The organism is Megamonas sp. (assembly GCF_986095205.1).
The window spans coordinates 89181-109424 of the sequence record NZ_CFQVBI010000045.1; the positions used below are offsets into that span (position 1 = coordinate 89181).

The 20244-nt window shown below is 31.2% G+C and carries 15 protein-coding genes; all 15 read left to right on the plus strand.

Annotated features, from left to right (window positions below):
• The first annotated feature begins 57 nt into the window (after positions 1 to 57).
• The 15 genes from AC5LAX_RS06575 (at position 58) to kdsB (ending at position 20222) form a co-directional block, all read left to right on the plus strand.
• The gene (locus AC5LAX_RS06575) at positions 58 to 4377 is read left to right on the plus strand and encodes a translocation/assembly module TamB domain-containing protein (protein ID WP_288909443.1); all 4320 of its coding nucleotides are present in this window, start codon (positions 58 to 60) and stop codon (positions 4375 to 4377) included.
• A 142-nt stretch (positions 4378 to 4519) separates the two neighbouring features.
• Positions 4520 to 6517, plus strand: coding sequence for a BamA/OMP85 family outer membrane protein (locus AC5LAX_RS06580; protein ID WP_288909444.1), 1998 nt, complete (start codon positions 4520 to 4522; stop codon positions 6515 to 6517).
• A 143-nt stretch (positions 6518 to 6660) separates the two neighbouring features.
• The gene (locus AC5LAX_RS06585; protein WP_008539747.1) at positions 6661 to 7212 is read left to right on the plus strand and encodes an OmpH/Skp family outer membrane protein; all 552 of its coding nucleotides are present in this window, start codon (positions 6661 to 6663) and stop codon (positions 7210 to 7212) included.
• Positions 7213 to 7299: 87 nt separating this feature from the next.
• The gene (locus AC5LAX_RS06590) at positions 7300 to 8412 is read left to right on the plus strand and encodes a hypothetical protein (RefSeq protein ID WP_167625071.1); all 1113 of its coding nucleotides are present in this window, start codon (positions 7300 to 7302) and stop codon (positions 8410 to 8412) included.
• A 24-nt stretch (positions 8413 to 8436) separates the two neighbouring features.
• Positions 8437 to 8898: an OmpH/Skp family outer membrane protein gene (locus AC5LAX_RS06595; protein WP_008539751.1), complete on the plus strand. Its 462-nt coding sequence runs from the start codon at positions 8437 to 8439 to the stop codon at positions 8896 to 8898.
• Positions 8899 to 8912: 14 nt separating this feature from the next.
• A complete protein-coding gene (gene lpxD / locus AC5LAX_RS06600) occupies positions 8913 to 9944 on the plus strand; it encodes a UDP-3-O-(3-hydroxymyristoyl)glucosamine N-acyltransferase (RefSeq protein WP_117585392.1) in 1032 nt (343 codons plus the stop codon).
• A 134-nt stretch (positions 9945 to 10078) separates the two neighbouring features.
• Positions 10079 to 10969 carry a lysophospholipid acyltransferase family protein gene (locus AC5LAX_RS06605; RefSeq protein WP_018998785.1) on the plus strand — a complete coding sequence of 297 codons (891 nt, stop codon included), beginning with the start codon at positions 10079 to 10081 and terminating at the stop codon, positions 10967 to 10969.
• A gap of 49 nt (positions 10970 to 11018) precedes the next feature.
• The gene (gene lpxC / locus AC5LAX_RS06610; protein ID WP_288909445.1) at positions 11019 to 11846 is read left to right on the plus strand and encodes a UDP-3-O-acyl-N-acetylglucosamine deacetylase; all 828 of its coding nucleotides are present in this window, start codon (positions 11019 to 11021) and stop codon (positions 11844 to 11846) included.
• 19 nt (positions 11847 to 11865) lie between these two features.
• A complete protein-coding gene (gene fabZ / locus AC5LAX_RS06615; RefSeq protein ID WP_008539755.1) occupies positions 11866 to 12306 on the plus strand; it encodes a 3-hydroxyacyl-ACP dehydratase FabZ in 441 nt (146 codons plus the stop codon).
• A gap of 93 nt (positions 12307 to 12399) precedes the next feature.
• Positions 12400 to 13203 (plus strand): acyl-ACP--UDP-N-acetylglucosamine O-acyltransferase, encoded by an 804-nt coding sequence (gene lpxA, locus AC5LAX_RS06620; protein ID WP_204922316.1) that lies wholly within the window; start codon positions 12400 to 12402, stop codon positions 13201 to 13203.
• 15 nt (positions 13204 to 13218) lie between these two features.
• Positions 13219 to 14025, plus strand: coding sequence for an LpxI family protein (locus AC5LAX_RS06625; RefSeq protein WP_008539757.1), 807 nt, complete (start codon positions 13219 to 13221; stop codon positions 14023 to 14025).
• 76 nt (positions 14026 to 14101) lie between these two features.
• Positions 14102 to 15256, plus strand: a complete 1155-nt coding sequence (lpxB, locus tag AC5LAX_RS06630; RefSeq protein WP_288909446.1) for a lipid-A-disaccharide synthase — start codon at positions 14102 to 14104, stop codon at positions 15254 to 15256.
• Positions 15257 to 15261: 5 nt separating this feature from the next.
• Positions 15262 to 16995, plus strand: coding sequence for an ABC transporter ATP-binding protein (locus tag AC5LAX_RS06635; protein ID WP_288909447.1), 1734 nt, complete (start codon positions 15262 to 15264; stop codon positions 16993 to 16995).
• A gap of 9 nt (positions 16996 to 17004) precedes the next feature.
• Positions 17005 to 19482, plus strand: a complete 2478-nt coding sequence (lpxK, locus tag AC5LAX_RS06640; RefSeq protein WP_117976311.1) for a tetraacyldisaccharide 4'-kinase — start codon at positions 17005 to 17007, stop codon at positions 19480 to 19482.
• Between the two features lie 2 nt (positions 19483 to 19484).
• On the plus strand, positions 19485 to 20222 hold the full coding sequence (kdsB, locus tag AC5LAX_RS06645) for a 3-deoxy-manno-octulosonate cytidylyltransferase (protein WP_288909448.1): 738 nt from the start codon (positions 19485 to 19487) through the stop codon (positions 20220 to 20222).
• The last annotated feature ends 22 nt before the right edge of the window (positions 20223 to 20244 follow it).

Sequence of the window (20244 nt, forward strand, 5' to 3'; positions counted from 1 at the left end):
TAGTTCCCGTTTCTTAGTATAGAGATTATTTAACTATTTAATATAGAGGTGAGTTAGATGCAAAAAAAGTCTAAAATTATTGTAGGAGCTAGTATATTTATAATATTTTGTATAAGTTTAATGACTTTTTTATGGATAAACTCTCAATCTTTCAAACAAGAAACGGCTAATTTAATATCTAAACAAGTAGAAAATATCTTAGGTACAAAAATAAATATAAATTCGTTATATATTGTGTCTACAAATTCAGCAGCTATAGATGATGTAGAAATTTATGATAAAGAAAATGAATTAATAGCAAAAGCAGATAAGGTAGTATTTACTATAGATTTTTGGCAGATTTTGAGACAATCTCCATTAGCTGGATTAAGTGAAGTAGATGTTATCAATCCTGAGGTTAATATTATTCAGCGTAGTGATGGTTCATGGAACGTAGAAGATTTAATAGATAAAGATTCAGATACACCTGTTGATTTCAAAGGGATTGTAAAAGTTGAAAATGGACAATCTAAATTGCGTTTTGAAGGAAAGCAATTATCTATAGATAAAATTAATTTAGAAGCAGATTGTGCAGATTTAACAGCTATAAATCTTGATGGTAATTTAAATCATGAAGATGCTTTAGTAGAATTTGATGGTGTTGTAGGTGAAGTAATCAAAACTAATTTAGAAATAAGAGCACAAGATTTAGATATTTTGAAATACTTACCATTTATACCAGAAGAGTATTTAGCTAATGTTAATGTAAAACAAGGCTTTATAAATAAAGCAAATATAACAATTAGTGGTAATTTAGAAAATCAATATACTTTAGATGGTTCTGTTAGTTTTGTAGATGGTGCATGTGAAGTTTTAGGTCAAAATGTAGAAGATATACGAGGTATTATTTTATTAAATAATAAGGATATACAATTATTTGTAAGTGGAAGTGCTCAAGGACAAAAAGTAGCTGTTCATGGAAATATTGAAGATTATATGAGTGAACCGCGTTTGCGATTAATTGCAGAAAGTAAAAGTTTTAGACCTGAATTATTTATTGAAGGTATACCATTTAATGGCGAAGTTTCGTTTGTAAGTGCTATTTATGGTACTTTAGATGATATACGTATTGGTGCTCAAGTTAATTCTAAATTAGGATATATATATGATTATCCTATAGAAGATATAAATATTCAGGCTAGATATAGAGATAATAAAGTATTCATTGATGATTTTAGAGCAGATTTTGCTAATGGTTGGATTTGGGCATCTGGTCAATGTGATTTAGCTGATTTATCATATAAAGGTTCATTTAGAGCATCTAATATAGATATATCTATTTTTAATAATTATTTACCACAAGTAATTACAGGTAATGCTATTATTCGTGGCGATTTTAAAGGTCAAGGTGTAGAATTTGAAAACTTAGATCTCAGTGGTCGTCTAGAGGTAAATAATGGAAGTTATGATAATATACCAGTAGAAAAACTAGAAGCCTCTTTTTATAAAGAAAAAGATTTACTTCAAATTGATGCTTTAACGGCTAGTTTTGCTAATGGAGGAAAATTGGCAGCTAAAGGTGGTCTGCAAAATGATAATATAAATGCAGATTTTTATGCTTCAAATGTAGATATGTCTTTAGTTAAAAATTATTTACTAGATATGGACATTTCTGGAGATGCTAATTTTAGTGGTAGATTGTCTGGTTATTTAGATAATCCTGTATTGCGAATTGATTTAATGGCAAAAGATGGCTCGATATTAAATCAACCATTTGATTCATTATTAGTAAATGCGGTGGGGAATTTAGACGGTATGCGTGTAGATAGATGTCAGTTTATCAATGATGGTGAAATTACGCATGAAGCCACTGGATTATTAGGTTTTAAAGGCAAACAATTTATTGATATGGTAGTGCAGACAAAACAAGCACGCGTAGAAAATTTAATGCAAGTTGTTATGCCAGAATTTAAAGTAACAGGAAATGTAGATAATAGTATACATCTAACAGGTAATTTACAAGATATAAAAGCTACAGGTAATCTGCATTTTTATGAAGGTAGTTTATATGGTATTTTAATTACGCAAGTAGATGGGACATATGAATATAATGATGGTGATATAGTCTTAAAAGATTTTGTAATAACATCACCATTTATTAAAGCCACTTTGTCTGGTAGTTTAGATAAAAATAAAGAAATGAATTTTAAATTTAAAGCAGACGAAATCTTAATTGATAAATTACAAGTAGATTTGCCATATCCAGTATCAGGAAAAGCAAGCTTTGATGGTGTTTTAACTGGTAAAGTGGGTGCTTTAAATTTTGATGGTATCTTGCAGGCAGACGATATTGTCTTAAATGGTGAAAATATAGATGATATTTATGGTCATTTAAAATTAGCTAATAGAATTTTAAGTTTAGAGCAATTTAAATTTAAACAAAATAATGGTGAATTTGATTTCAATGGAGCAGTAAATTTAAATACTAAGCAAGTTGAAGGAAAAGCGATTATTGTTCAAGCTGATATCAATGCAGCAATGTCCATGGCTAATTTAAAAAATAATTTATTAAATGGTCGTTTTGACGGTATAGCACAATTAAATGGTACTTATGAAAATCCACATGTTGATTTGAATGGTACGATGATAGATGGTACGTTAAAAGATTATCCATTACAAAATATTCAAATTGATGCTGAATTGGATAATAAAGTCGTGAAAATAGATAAATTCTATGCTGAACAAGGTGCAGGTAAAGTGGCGGCTCAAGGCAGTATAGATTTAGAAAATGGCCCTATAGATGCACGAATATCAGCTAGTAATATGGATGTAAATCTATTAACTCATTTATGTGATATGAATATAAATATAAATGGTGTTATGAACGGTGATATTCAAGTTGGCGGTACAATTGATGAGCCGACAGCAGATATTTCTATTTATACGCAAGGTGATGGTACTCAGTTTGATAATGCTTATGCATTAGCAAATTTAAAAAATGGTGTAATCTATATAAATCAGATGGCCGCGAATAAAGGTCAATGTGCAATAAAAGCAGAAGGCAGTATACCGATAGCAGCTTTAGAAATGGATAAAAGAAATGAGCAAAATATAAATCAACAGATGAACTTAAAGGTTTATTTGGAAAATACAGATTTGAATATATTGCCATCGTTAACACCATTTGTTGAATGGTCTATGGGTAATGTTCAAGGTGATTTAAATATTACAGGAACAGTACAAAAACCTAATTTTAAAGGAAATATATCTACAGTAGATAGTGCTATTAAATTTAAATATATAGATAGTCCATTAGAAAATATAAATGTAGATATAGATTTTGACCAAGATTTAATGACCGTTAAGCGTTTCACAGGTAAAATGGGAGAAGGAGATTATAATTTAGTAGGAACGGCACATCTCACAAGTCAAGGTATTACAGGTTACAGCTTTAATCTTGATTTAAATAATTTAGATATTGTGTCAGATTATTATACAGGTCATTTAGTGGGCAATTTACAATTAATCGAAGAAGAATTCCGTGGTAGAAGATTGCCAAAATTGATAACTAATCTTGACTTTAATAATATCGAAGTTTCTATGCCACCGCTTCCAGAAACAACAGATACACCGCTTCCTGAAATGCTATTAGATATAAATGTTACCTTAGGTGACAATGTACATGCTTATGATGCCTTATTATATGATTTGTATATAAAAGGTGCTTTTAACATAAAAGGAACAACTATTCATCCAAAATCTTCAGGTAGTTTAACTGTTGATAAAGGAACAATTAATGTTTTGAAAAATATCTTTAAGATTGAAGTAGGTAATATAGTATTTAATCAAGTAGATTCGTTCTTCCCAAGTATAGATTTTCTAGCTGTGACTAGACTTGATAGAACAAAAATATTTGCAAGCCTACAAGGTCCTTTAGATAAGCAATTAGAACCGAGATTGTTTTCTGAACCAGCAATGAATGATGCAGAAATAATAAAATTATTGGCATTTAGAACAGATTATAAAGAAGGCAGTTCTGGAGAAATAACAGAAGATGATTTACTATCCTTAGCATCTGTGGGATTACAGATGAGTTTCTTAAATGAAATTGAGGGTACATTAAGAAATGTATTGAATTTGGATGAATTTAGAATTTCTCGAGATAGCTTATCTGATAGTGCTAAAAAACGCTTTGATACAGATAATGGCGATGTGTATAGTGTTCAAATTGGAAAATATTTGTCAGATAAGGTTATGCTTCGTTATACAAAAGGCATAAATTATGATTTAAATAGGGTGGGCTTACAATATTATATGAATAATAATGTAGGTATTATCACAGAAGTAGAAGATGATGGTGTATATAATATAAAATTAGAAATGCAGTGGAAATTTTAATTTATTTTTAAGATGAATTTGTTATGATACTCATATTTTCTTGAGTATCATAACTTTTTTCATATGAAAGATATTATTTTTAATATAGTTGTGATAAAATTACAGTATTGGTGAGTTTTGCCAAATTAAGGAGGTTTTTTGTTTGAAACAGAAAAATTATAAATTATTAGTCTGCGCGTTAGCTATGGCTAATATCAGTGCCTTTAGTATAAATAATTGTTTTGCAAATGTTGCAGATAATAATGTACATGAAAATATTGTATCTGCTGAAAACTTAACTGAAGAAGAAGTAGCAGCAAAAATTGATGAAACAATGCAAGATGTATCTGCAGACAATGAGGCTGCAAAAGAAGACAAAGAAATTGTTATCAATAATGACAAAAAAAATAAAGTGGATAAAGTCCAAGATCCTGAAGCTATTGCTAAAATGAATACTTGGAAAGAACAAAGACCAACAGAAGAAACTATTAAAAATAATAATAGTGCATATACAGATATGACAGTAGTCAGTGTAGATGTTGTGGGAAATGAAAAAATAGCTAAAGAAGATATCTTAAATGTTTTAACTGTAAAAGCTGGAGATAAATTCAATATAAAAAATATAGAACAAGATAGGAATAATATTTATAATACAGGCTATTTTTATGATAATTATCCTTCTTATGAAGTTGTCCCTGAAGGTGTAAAAATAACTTATCATGTAATGGAAAATCCTGTGTTAAATTCTGTAGAGATTTTAGGAAATCAAGTTTATTCTACAGATAAAATTGAAGATATGTTAACTGTAAAAAAAGGCGAAATTTTAAATATTCGTCAATTGAATACAGATTTAGCAAATATTGAAGCTAGCTATCGCCAAGATGGATATATTTTGGCAAAATTAAGAGATATATCTATTGATGAAAGTGGTAATTTAACTTTAACTTTTAATGAAGGTATTCTTGAAGGTTATGTAGTAAAAGGTAATGATAAAACAAAAGATTATGTTATTACTCGTGAAATGCGTATAAAACCAGGCGAAGTATTTGATGCTAAGAAAGCACGTCGTAGTATGCAACGTGTATATAATTTAGGATTTTTTGAAGATGTTAGTGTAAAAATTTTACCAGGTAAAGAAGATCCAAATAATATCATCATGGAATTGACTGTTATTGAAAAACGTACAGGTTCTTTTGGTATTGGTGCTGGTTACAGTAGCGAAGATGGTCTTTTAGGAATGGTAAGTATTGGGGATACTAATTTCAGAGGTACTGGTGATTCTGTAAAAGCTATGTATGAATTTGGCGGCGACGGTGGAGACGATAGCGGATATAGCATTTCTTATACTAAACCATGGCTTGATGAAAAAGAAACTACAGGTACTTTCCGTATTTATGATCGTAAGTTTGAATATGATGATTACGATAATGGCGGTGATCTTATTGAAACTTACGATAAAAAAAATCAAGGGTATGAATTAAATTTTGGTCGTCCAACAGATGAATATACAATGAATTATTTAGGTTTTAAAATAAATAATACAGAATATCGTGGACATGAAGATGGTTTAGACCGTAGTAAAAATACAGAATGGCTTGATAATAACTTTGGGGAAACTAGAAGTATTATAGCTTCTCAGGTTCGTGATACAAGAGATAATATTTTCTATCCAACTGAAGGTACTAGAACTAGTCTATCTGTTGAATATGCTGGCTTAGGTGGAGATTTTGATTATACTAAATTAATGGGTAGTGTACAAAAATATTATAAAGTAGGTCATGCACAAGTTTTAGCATTCCGTGGTAGTGCAGGTTATGCAAATGAAGATTTACCAGAAGCTGCTTTATTTGAAGTAGGGGGTCAAAATTCTGTTCGTGGTTATCGTGATGGACAATTTTCTGGTAATAGAATGTTAATGGGTACAATGGAATATCGTTTCCCATTAATGAATAAAGTACAAGGTGCCTTATTTACAGATGTAGGTGATGCTTGGGGTGGTAAATCTTGGGGTTCATGGAGTTCCATTGAAGAAGATTTAGATTTACATGCTAGTGTAGGTTTAGGACTACAAATGCAAACTCCAATAGGTGCTATGCGCCTTGATTATGGTTGGGGTGAAGATGGCGGAAGACTTCATTTTAATGTAGGTGGAAACTTCTAATAATATTATTATTTTTTTTTAGTAAAGATTAACTGCAGGATTTTTTCTGCAGTTAATTCTTTCCTTGAATAAGAATTTTTAGTTTGTTATAATTAAAGTGTTTTAACTAAGAGGCAAAAGCCTTATAAAGGGAGAAGATAAAGTTGATTAATTTCGAAAAGAAACAAGTAAAAATTATTAGTGTTATTATTGCAGCAGTATTTGTATTTAGTATTGTCGCTCTTGGAGTTTCACAATATCAATCTGGTATGGCAGGAGCATCTTCTTCTAATGTTGGTATTGTAGATTATTCCAAACTTATTGCAGAACATCCAGGAATGCAACCTGCTCGTGAAAAATATGAAGCAGCAGCAAAACAAGTTCAAGAAGATTTCCAAAATCAGGCTGCAAATATGACACCTGAACAGCAGCAACAATTTATAGAACAAAAACAAAAAGAAATGCAAGATAAGCAAAAAGAATTAATCGATCCTATTCGCAATAGCATAGAAGAACAAGTAAAAGCAGTAGCTGATTCTAGAGGTATTAATGTTGTATTAGATAAAAACAATGTATTGTATGGTGGACAGGATATCACTCAAGATGTTTTAACAAAAATTCAAGCTCAGGGTGATGTAACTACAGATAATACTAATAGTTCTGATGCAACTTCTGCTGAAGCTACAGATACAACAAATTCTTCTGGTCAAAATTAATTTTTATGCTTTTAGATGAAATACCGAGCAAATGCAGTGATGCTCGGTATTTTAATAATCTAGATAAATTTGTAGGGAGGTGGCTTTATGGCAAATGAACAAGATAAAGATAATGATATGCAAGAGAACAAAAAGGATAAGAGTAGAAAAAGTGCTATTATTACAGGTGTTATTTGTGTATTATTATGTATTATAGGAGCTTTATATATTTGGCATAAACAAACACAAAAACCTCCAGTGCAATTAGATGTTAATTCAGCAATAGCTACGGTAGATATAGATAAATTGATGTCTAAACATAGTGATTATGCTAAATTAGAAAAATTGCAAGCCGAGAAGATATTGATTTTAATAAAATTAAAATCATATGCATTAAATACAGAACAATTGCAACCACCGCAAGTAAATCCGGCAAGTCAAGTATTTGAACAAGTTGTAGATGAACAAAATAATTTACAAGAAATAAAAGCTAAACAACAATTAAAAGAAGAAACGATAACAAAAGAACATGAAATAAGACAAAGATTATCTATTGAAAAAAATAAAGCAGAAACATTAATAACTGATAAATATACAAACGCTATTTTTAATTGCACTATGAAATTAGATAATGCTGAAAACTTGAGATTGACTCAAGAAGAAAAAGATAATCTATTAACATTATTAGAACAGCTAAAAAAAGAACGCGGAGAAAATGTGGCGCTGATTGAGCAACAATATAATTTAAAAGTTGCTGATGAATTAATGAAGTGGCGAGCACAACGAGAACAAGAATTAGGTATAAATGTTCAAAAGATACATCAAATAGATGTACAAAACTCTTTAGAAAGACAACAAGCTGAACAAAAAAGAGAGGCACAATATCTTCAAGATAGATTGCAGATGCTTCAAGCTAGAAAAAAAGATAGTGAACGATTAATAATATTATTGCATACAAAAGAAAATGAAATAAATTTATTAAAGAGAAGCATATTAAAAGACATTGCTAGTAAGGCTATGAAAATAGCAATTCAAAAACATCTAAAATTAGTTATTGCTGATGTTCCAGCTACATTAGATTTTTTTGGTAATATAAAAATAGATAATTTTGATGATACAGTTTTAAATGGCATGGTAGTTGGTGCTGATGCAATTGATATTACAGACGATGTAATGGCTGAACTTACAAATGAGCAAATGCAAAATAATAATGGTAAATAATATATGGAAAGGCGATAGGGTGTCATGAAAATAAAATTAATGTTAGTAATAGCACTTGTTACATTGATGAGTGTATTTATGTCAGGTTGTGGAAGCGAAACTAAATTAGGTTATTTAGATGCTGAACGAGTTATGAATGAAGCACCACAAATAAAAACAATTAGAGATAATATTGATGCTAAGAATAAAGAAATCGAAGCTAAAGAAACAGATTTAATGAGCAAAAAAGCAACTATGTCTGATGAAGAATTTAAAAAAGCACAGATGGATATTCAACGTCAATATCAAGGCTTAGATATGCAATATAAATCTCAAGTAAAAAATACAATGGATAAGGTACTCGCAGAAGTATCAACAGAAAAAGAATTATCTGCTGTAGTGCCAAAAACATTAGTGCGTTCAAATGGTATGCAAGTTCAAAAACAAGAGTTTGTAGTTCAAGGCGGAATTGATATTACAGACGATGTAATTCAGAAGTTGCAATAAAAAGGGGTAATATTATGAAAAGAACACTAGCAGAGATAGCAAATTTAATAAATGGTAAACTTTGTGGGGATTATGATGAAAATTTAGTCATTACAGGTGCAACAGGAATTGCTTTAGCTGGTCCAAGTGAAATAACTTTTGCTGTAGACCCACATTTAGAGGAAGCTATTGCTTGTAATGCGGCTGCAGTGATTATACAAGAAGATGTAGATGGTTTTTCAAAAACTTGTATAAAAGTAAAAAATCCTCGAGAAGCTTTCAATATTTTATTAAATATTTTTAAACCTGAATTGAAAGTAGAAAAAGTTATTAGCTCTAAGGCACATATAGGTAAAAATGTAAAAATTGGTGAAAATGTAGCTATAATGGATTTTGCCTATATTGATGATAATGCAATTATTGGCGATAATGTGGAAATATATCCAAATGTTTATATTGGTCAATATGCTAGTGTAGATGAAAATACAATTCTTCATTCAGGTGTTAGTGTTCGCGAATATTGCAAAGTAGGAAAAAATGTAATTATTCATGATAATACAGTAATTGGTGCAGATGGATTTGGTTTTATAACTAAAGATGGAAAACATACAAAAGTACCACAAGTAGGTAATGTAGTAATTGAAGATGATGTTGAAATTGGCTGTAATGCAGGAATTGATAGAGCAACAACAGGTTCAACAGTGATTGGCAAAGGAACAAAAGTAGATAACCTTGTTCACATTGGTCATAACTGTGTATTAGGAGAAAATTGTTTAGTTGTAGCACAAACAGGTCTTGCTGGTTCAACAATTGTTGGTCACAATGTTACATTTGCAGGTCAAGTTGGCTCTAAAGGTCATATAAAAGTTGGCAGTAATTCAGTTATGGCAGCACGTACAGGTCTTATTGCAGATGTACCAGAAAATTCATTCTATGCAGGTTTTCCTGCTCGCCCTCATCAAGAATGGCTTAGAATTAAAGCAAATGAATCTCGCTTGCCAGATATGATGAAAAAATTGAAATTAATGGAAAAGCGTTTAAAAGCGTTAGAAGAGAAAAATAATTAAATCGAGTAATTCTTTGATTATTAAAGTAGCCAAGCCCTAATGCTTAGCTACTTTTTTTATAGATTTTATTAGTTTAGAAATGAATTGATATTGCGAAAAAATAAGATAGGAATATAAAGTGAAAGGAGATACAAATGTTATATCATATATTAGTATTTTTAAGTGATATTTGTTGTTTATTACCAGCTAGTGTAGCAAGATTTATAGGTAAGATTTTAGGTGAATTAACATGGATTGTTGTTCCTAAGAAAAGAAAACAAATGGCAATACATAATATTGAGCGTTGTTTAAAAGTATCAACTGATAAAGCTGAGCAAATTGCTAAGAAAAGTTGGACTAGATTTGGACCAATGATCATGGAAGTATTGCGATTTAAAGTTATATGTAAAAATATTGATAAATATGTAACTATAAAAGGTGAAGAAAATATAAAAAAAGCTATGTCCTATGGAAATGGTGGTGTTATTGCCACAGCACATAGTGGAAATTGGGAGATTATAGGAGCAGCACTTACTCATAAAGGAATGAAGATAGCAGGAGTGGCTCAACATCAACGCAATGAAGGTGTAAATAATTTTATAAATTATTGTCGAGCATTTACAGGTATGCATATAACAGATAAATTGGATATCAAAGAAATGATGAAAATGCTTGGACAAAAATATTTTATTGGTCTAATTATGGACCAAGATGGTGGTTCTACAGGGATTATTATGCCATTTTTAGGTTATGAAGCATCTTGTGTGCAAGGTCCAGCGGTGATGAGCAGATTTAAATCGGCACCGATATTACCAGCTTTTATTACTGAAGATAAAAAAAGACCAGGACATCATATTTTAACAGTATTAGAACCAGTTTTTACAGCTAAAACAAAAGACAAACAAAAAGATATATATGATATGATGGCAAGTTTAACTAGTTTAGTAGAACAACATATAAGAGATTATCCAGAAGAGTGGTTCTGGCTTCATGATAGATGGAAATATGTTGAAAGAAAGAAAAAAGAAGCAAATAACTTGCAGTAAATAGCGTTGTCTTGTAAAATAATTATATATAATTTTTAGGAGGACGACGATGATAAAGCAAAAAACAATTGCGGTAGATGTTTCATATACTGGAATTGGTCTGCATTCAGGCACAGAGGTTAATATGAAATTGCGTCCTGCTCCAGTAGATACAGGAATTGTATTTATTAGAACGGATTTACCAGAAAAAATACAGATAAAAGCAATAGCAAGTAATGTTACATCTACATTAAGAGCGACAACGATTAGTAATGGAGATGTCAAGATTTTTACAATAGAACATTTAATGTCAGCACTATTTGCTAGTGATATAGATAATTGTTATATTGAAATTGACAGTGAAGAACCACCAGTAACAGATGGTTCAGCAAATGTTTTTTTAGAATTGCTAGAAAAAGCAGGAATAAAAGAACAGGAAAAAGAAGCAGATATAATAACAATTGATAAAGTATATCGCATAGATGATAAAGAAAGATTTATAATGGTATTGCCTTATGATGGTTTTCGTGTGAGCTTTACTTCCATAAATCCGCATCTACTAATTGGTATACAATATCATGATTTTGAATTTACTAGTAAAGATTTATATAAGAAGGAAATAGCTGTAGCACGAACTATTGCTTATGAAAAAGAAGTAGAAGCTTTACGTAAAATGGGATTAGGTTTAGGTGGAAATTTAGATAATGTAATTGTCTACAATGATGAAGGTTGGATGAATAAACTTCGTTTCCCAGATGAATTAGTTCGTCATAAAATTTTAGATGCTATTGGTGATTTGAGATTAGCAGGTAGAATAAAAGGTCATGTAATTGCTGTAAAATCAGGTCATGAATTAAATACAAAGTTAGCAAAGAAAATTCTTGCAGACTTTACTTAAGCAGAAGAGAGGTTATACTATGAGAATTGATATTCCTGAAATTGAAAAAGTTTTACCACATCGTCCCCCATTTTTATTGATCGATCGTATTATTGAATTAGAACCTATGAAATATGCAGTAGGTATAAAAAATATTTCTATAAATGAAGACCAATTTAGAGGACATTTTCCAGGTCATCCAATTATGCCAGGCGTGTTAATTTTAGAAGCAATGGCACAAGTTGGTGGTTTTGCTTTATTATATCCAGCAGAAAACCGCGGTAAATTAGCTTATTTTGGCGGTATGGATAATGTTAAATTTAAAAAACCAGTAGTTCCTGGTGATCAGCTTATTATGAAATCTGAAATTGTGAAAATTCGTGGCGATTTTGGTAAAGTTCATTGTGAAGGTTTTGTTGATGATAAATTAGTAGCTCAAGGTGACTTTACTTTTGCTTTACAAAAACCAGAAAACTTATAAAATGATTAATTAAGGTGTAAAGAGCCAATTAATTGGCTCTTTTACTATGATGGAATTTCACCAAGTGGTGTAGTTTTTAAGGAGTGAATACAAATGGAGGCAGAAAGCAAAATACATCCATTAGCAATAGTTCATGAAAATGCCAAAATCGGAAAAAATGTAGAAATTGGTCCATTTGCAGTTATTGGCGAAAATGTAGAAATCGGTGATGGTACAAGAATTGAACCACATGCGGTTATTACTGGTTGGACAAAAATTGGCAAAGATTGCGTGATTTTTCCAGGAGCATCTATTGGTGCAGAACCACAGGATTTAAAATTTGTGGGCGAAAAATCTTATGTATATATTGGCGATAGGACTAAAGTTCGTGAATATGCTACAATTCATAGAGCTTGTGGAGCTGAAGAAGAAACTCGTATTGGCAATGATTGTTTATTAATGGCTTATACGCATGTAGCACATAATGCAATTATTGGTAATAATGTTATTATGGCAAATAATGCATCTGTTGCAGGGCATGTTATTGTAGAAGATAGAGCTGTTCTTGGTGGTTTTGCCGGTGTTCATCAATTTGTAAAAATTGGTAGAAATGCAATGGTTGGAGGCTTTTCCAAATTAGTACAAGATGTTGTGCCATATACAATTGTAGATGGTAGACCTGCAAATGTTTGTGGTTTAAATAGTGTAGGTATAGCTCGTGCAGGAATTTCTGTATCTTCAAGAAAAGCTATTAAACAAGCATATAAAATTTTGTACCGTTCAGGACTAAAATTAGCACAAGCAATATCTGTAATTGAACAAGAAGTTGATTCTTGTGCTGAAGTGGAACATTTTTTACGATTCTTAAGAAATGCTGATCGTGGTATTTGCAGAGAAAACCATGAAGGTAATAATTAAAGTGGGGATTTTAGTATGAAATCAATAGGTTTATTATCTGGGATAGGTAGATTACCAGTTGAAGTAGCAAAAGCAGCAAGAGCTATGGGAATAGACGTTTATGCTGTAGGATTAGTTGATGGTGTAGAAGAAGATTTAAAAAATGTAGCAACAGATTTTAAATCCATTAATGTAGCTCAATTAGGTAGTATAATTGATTATTTAAAAGGCAAAGAAGTAACAGATGTTGTCATGATTGGTAAAGTTACTAAGGAAATTTTATTTTCAGGGCAACATGAATTACCTGATGCTAGAATGATAGCTTTGTTATCATCATTAAAAGATAGAAGTGATGATACTATGATGTTGGCATTTGTGGCAGAACTTGCTAAAGAAGGAATTACCACATTTGACCAAACTATGCTTTTGAAAATGATTATGCCTAAAAAAGGTGTATTGACTAAACGTCAACCAACAGAGAGAGAAAATTTAGATATGGAATTCGGTTTCAAAATGGCAAAAGCTCTTGGCGGCTTGGATATTGGTCAGACTGTAGTTGTTAAAGATAAAGCAGTAATGGCTTTAGAAGCTATTGAAGGAACTGATGCATGTATTTTACGTGGCGGAAAACTCGCTTGCGGAAATGCAGTTGTAGCAAAAGTGGCAAAACCAGCTCAAGATAATCGTTTTGATATGCCAGCTGTTGGTGTAAAAACAATTGAATCTATGATAGAAGTAAAAGCTTCTGGCTTAGTAATTGAAGCAGGACGCACTTTAATTGTAGATAGAGAAAAAGTTTTATCACTAGCTGATGAAAATGCTATAACTATTGTGGCAATGTAGTATGGTAGGACGCGGCGATACATTATAAAATGTTATCATCGCGTCTTTTTCTGCTTGATAAAGGCTGGAGGTTTGTATGTATAAAATTATGTTTTCAGCAGGGGAAACTTCTGGTGATATGCATGGAGCAAATTTGGCTAAAGCTTTGAAAAATATCTGTAGTGATATTGAAATGTTTGGCTTTGGTGGTCCACAAATGGAACAAGCTGGAGTAAAGCTTTGTAAAAATATGTTAGATTATAGTGTGATGGGTTTTTGGGAAGTATTAGTTAATTTACGTAAAATGTTTAAATTAAAAGATGCTTTAGTAGCAGAAATGAAAAAACAAAAGCCTGATATTTTAGTCTTAATAGATTATCCAGATTTTAATTGGCGTCTCGCTAAAGAAGCTAAGAAAATGAATATACCTGTATTTTCATATATACCACCTTCAGCTTGGGCATGGCGCAAGGGCAGAGCTAAAGAGATAGCTAAAATTGCTGATAAGATTGTAGCGATTTTTCCTTTTGAATTAGATGTATATAAAAAAGCAGGCGCAGATATTTCATTTGTAGGAAATCCATTGATGGATAATGTAAAGGCTTCAATGAGTCGCGAGATGGCAGCTGAATTTTTTGGCATAGATTTGAAAGAAGATAATATTTTATTATTGCCAGGAAGTAGAAAGCAAGAAATAGCTAATTTATTAGAACCAATGCTTCAAGCTGCGCAGTTAATAAAGAAAGAACGACCAGAAGTAAAGTTTTTTTTACCTGTAGCTACTGGTATTGATAAAAAATATTTAGAAGAAAAGATAAATGAATATGGTTTAACAGTAAAATTATGTGAAACAAAGACATATGATTTGATGAATTGCTGTGATTTTGCTATTGCAACTTCGGGAACAGTTACTTTGGAAGCTGCACTTATGGGACTTCCATCAATTGTTTTATATAAGATGTCTGCTATCACATATCGCATAGCTAAAATTTTTGTGAAGATAAAATATTTTAGTTTGCCAAATATTTTAGTTGATAAACAAGTTTTGCCAGAATTGTTACAAGATGAAGTAAATGGTGAAAATATAGCTCGACTTGCTAGAGATTTATATAAAGATACTGAATCTGCTAAAAAAGTAAAAGAAGAATTATTAATGGTAAAGGAAAAGCTAGGTTCACCAGGAGTGGCTGATAAGACAGCTGAGTTAATATTACAAACAGCTGATAGATTTAAAAATGAGATTAAGGGATAAATGATATGAATGATTATAAGAGATTGATTTTATTTATAAAACCATATTGGAAAAGGCTTTTATTAGCTATTGTTTGTATCATAATGTCAGCAGCAGCAAATTTATATGTACCTTGGATTATAAAGGATATGATTGATAAGGTACTTATGGAAAGAGATATGGTACTGTTAAATTTAATTGCAGTAGGCATAGTGGTAGTATTTTTCTTTAGAGGGATATTCTTCTATGGTCAGTCGTATTTAGTATCATATATAGCACAAAGAGTAATTATTGATGTTCGTGAAATGCTTTATGTGAAATTTCAGAAGTTGCAGTTAGCATATTATGAAAAAAAACAAACAGGAACAATAATGAGCTATATAACTAATGACGTAGCAGCACTTCAAGCAGCATTAGTTGATAGTTTAATAGAATTAGTTACAGAATCATCAATTTTGATAGGTTCTTTAGTTATGATGTTTTATTTGGATTGGAAATTGAGTTTAGTTACGTTGATAGTTGTACCATTGATTGGGCAAGCTATGAAAATTTTTGGTAGAAAGCTCAAAAAAAGTGGTTCACTGATTCAAGAACGTACAGCAGAAATAACATCATTATTACAAGAAACAATTTCTGGCGTTCGTGTAGTAAAATCATTTGCTAGAGAAGAACATGAAATTGAAAGATTTCAAAATCAAAATGATTTAAACTTTAAAGCAAATATGAAAAGTGTACAGCTTAGTTCATTGTTGACGCCAACTGTAGAATTTTTAGCAGCTGTAATTGTAACTGTAATTTTATGGTTTGGTGGTTATCAAGTAGTTAATGGCGCTTTGACAGCTGGGGCACTTATCGCCTTTTTAACTTATGCTGTAAATTTAGCTAATCCTGTAAAACGTATCAGTAGAGTATATGGCACAATTAATAAAGCTATGGCAGCAGCAGAACGTGTATTTGATGTATTAGATACACAGGAAGATTTAAAGGATAAACCTGATGCTAAAGAGCTTCCTAAAATCAGTGGTAAAGTTAAATTTGATCATGTTAGTTTTGGCTATAAAGATGGTGTGAATGTATTACATGATTTATCTTTAACAGCTAATCCAGGTCAAGTAATTGCATTTGTAGGTCCTAGTGGAGCAGGAAAATCTACTATTGCAAATTTAATTCCTAGATTTTATGATGTAACTGAGGGCGCTATAACAATAGATGATATAGATATTCGAGATGTTACTATAAAATCATTGCGTGAACAAATTGGTGTAGTGCCTCAAGAAACAATGTTATTTAGTGGCACAATCAAAGAAAATATTCGCTATGGTAGATTAGATGCAACTGATGAAGAAATCATTGAAGCGGCAAAAGCGGCTAATGCACATAATTTTATCATGAATTTAGCTGATGGCTATGATACGAAAATTGGTGAACGTGGTATAACTTTATCTGGCGGTCAACGTCAACGTATGGCGATTGCTAGAGCTATCTTAAAAAATCCACGTATTTTGATTTTAGATGAAGCAACATCAGCACTTGATACAGAAAGCGAAGAAATTGTTCAAGAGGCATTGGATAAATTGATGGTTGGTCGAACATCATTTGTTATAGCACATCGTCTATCAACAATTATACATGCTGATAAAATTGTTGTTTTAGACAATGGACGTGTACAAGAAATGGGTACACATCAAGAACTTATGCAGACAGGTGGTTTATATAGTCATTTGTATAACATACAATTTAGTAATAAGAAAGCAAAATAGGTGAAGCATATGCAGATTTTATATAATATTGTAGCTATATTGCTTGTTATACTATTGATACCATATTTTATAGTTAGAACTATTCGTGAAAAAGGATTTTTAAAACGCATGATTCAAAGTTTTGGTTTTTTGCCAGAGCATGCCTTAGATAAAGTAGCAGGCAAAAATTGTATTTGGATACATGCCTCTTCTGTGGGAGAAATTGTAGCGACAAGTCCAATTATTAAAGAATTTCGCAGAGAATTTCCCGATACTCCCATATTAGTATCAGTAGTAACTAATACAGGATATACTATGGCTAATCGCATTATCAAAGATGCAGATAGTATAATTTATTTTCCTTTAGATTTGCCATGGCTTCCTGAGCGTTTTATCAAAAAAATTCGTCCTCGTGTATTTTTGCCTGTAGAAACAGAACTTTGGCCGAATTTTTTAAAGGCTACAAGAAAATATAATATACCAGTAATGATGGTAAATGGCAGAATTAGTGATAAATCTGTAAAACGTTATAAATATATGTTTAGTATTTTATCTGATATGATTGGCACAGTAAGAAAATTTGCTATGCAATCAGAGATAGATGCTTCATATATTATTCGTTTAGGTGCAGATGAAAATTTAGTTACTGTTACAGGTAATACGAAATTTGACCAAACATATACTAATGTAGATGAAAAAGAACGTAACAATATGTTAAAAGAATTATGTTTGGATAAAGCAAAAGGAATATTTTTAGCAGGAAGTACGCATAAAGGTGAAGAAGAAGCTGTTTTAAAAGCTTATAGTGAATTAAAAAAACAGCATCCTAATGTTAAATTATTGATTGCACCAAGAAGTATTTTGCGTAAAGATGAAATTGCTAGTATTTGTCATAAACACGGATTTAAGACAAATTTCCGTACTGTACTAAAGGAAAAACCATCATATGAACAAGATGTAGTGATTTTAGATACTATTGGAGAATTAGGTAAAGTCTATAGTGTAGGCGATGTTATCTATGTAGGTGGCAGTTTAATAAAACATGGCGGACATAATATTTTAGAGCCAGCAGCTCATGGAAAGGCGATAATAGTTGGTCCGAATATGTTTAACTTCAAAGATACTCATGTATTATTTAGTAAGCGAAATGCATGTATTACTGTAAAAAATAGCAAAGAATTAACAGAGGCAGTATTAGAGTTATTTAATTGCCCTGAAAAACGTCATCAGATGGAAAGAGAAACTTTGCAGATAATTGAAGATAATCGGGGAGCTTCTCGTCGTTCTGCTGTTATTTTACATGAATTATTAGATGAATACGAAAAAGTAAATCCTGTGCAGGTACGTTCTACAGAAAAAATAGAAAATCTCCAAACTTATTTATACAAATTAGTACATGATAAAAATAAGAAAAGCATACCAGCAAAATTATTTTTAGGTGTATTATATAGTTTTTCTTTGATTTATCGTAGTTTAGTAAATTTCCAATTGAATTTATATAAATGGGGTATTGCTAAACAAGTAAAATTAGATTGTTTTGTCATCAGCATCGGTAATATCACTGTTGGTGGCACAGGAAAAACACCAACTGCTAAACTTTTAGCCAGATATATTCGCGATTTAGGCTATAAAGTAGCAATTTTAAATCGTGGTTATCGTGCAAAATGGAAAGGTGAAGTGGGCATTGTATCTGATGGCAATCAAGTATTTATGTCAGCAGACCAAGCAGGAGATGAAGCTTATCTTTTAGCTAGAAGTTTGCCAGATATTCCAGTTTTAATTGGTACAGATAGAACGATTACAGGAAAATATGCTGTAGATAATTTCAATGTAGATGTGGTAATTTTAGATGACGGTTATCAACATTGGCAATTAAAACGCGACTTAAATATTTTATTAGTTGATGCTATTAATATATTTGGCAATGGTCATATGTTACCACGTGGAACTCTTCGTGAGCCATTAAATCATTTAAATAGAGCAGATGTTTGTCTATTGACAAAAGTAGATCAAGCTAGCAAATCCGCATGCAAAGAAATAAGAGATACTTTGGCAAAATACAATGACCATGCTTTAGTAGTAGAAAGTACACATAAGCCATTAGGCTTTGTAGAAATTGGCAATTTATTCAGTCGAAAACCAAATGAAATTTTATCTGTAGATATGATGAAAGGTCATAAAGTCATAGCTATGTCAGCTATTGGAAATCCAGCTTCGTTTGAACAAACTTTAAATGATATTGGAGCTGTTATTACAGAAAGTTTGCGTTTCCCAGACCATCATGATTATACAGAAGAAGAAATAAGAGATGTAATGCATCAAGCGGAAGAGCAAGGTGCAGAAGCTATCATTATCACTGATAAAGATGCTGTAAAAATTCCTGAAACATTATTGTGTAAAAAACGACCTATACCAATTTACATCATTAGTATAGAAGTTACTTTTATCGATGAAACACAAGTTTTATTTGAATACTTGAAAGAAAAATTACCTAGATTGAAGGGATAAATATGAAAATTATTTGTGTAATACCAGCTCGTTATGCATCTACAAGATTACCAGGGAAACCTCTTGCTGATATAGCTGGAAAACCAATGATTGTACGTGTATATGAACGTGTATTAAATGCTACAAAACCAGCAGAAGTAATAGCAGCTGTTGATGATGAAAGAGTATATGAAGCTGTGGTCAAAGCTGGCGGAAAAGCTATAATGACAGCAAAAAATCATCCAACTGGTACAGATAGATTGGCAGAAGTAGCTCAAAAATGTACAGATGCAGATGTAATCATCAATGTTCAAGGCGATGAACCACTTATTGATCCACAGATTATTGATGATTTAGCACAAGAATTTTTAAATGATGAAAATTTAAAAATGGCTACAGTGAAGACTCCTATGAAAGAAGAAGAAAAAGCAAAATCAGGAAATGTAAAAGTAATTACAGATAAAAATGGTTATGCATTGTATTTTTCACGTTCTTTAATACCATATCCTCGTGAAGATACAGGAGTTGTTGTCTATAAACATATTGGAATTTATGGATATCGTAGAGATTTTCTGTTACAATATGCTAAAATGCAACCAACACCACTTGAACAAACAGAGTCTTTAGAGCAACTTAGAGCTTTAGAAAATGGTTATAAAATAAAAGTTATAGCCACAGATAAACATTTTGTTGGTGTGGATACAAAAGAAGATTTAGAAGAAGTAAATAAAATATACCAAGAAATGGAAAAAAATAAATAAATTAAAAAGTAAGGAAGTGTAG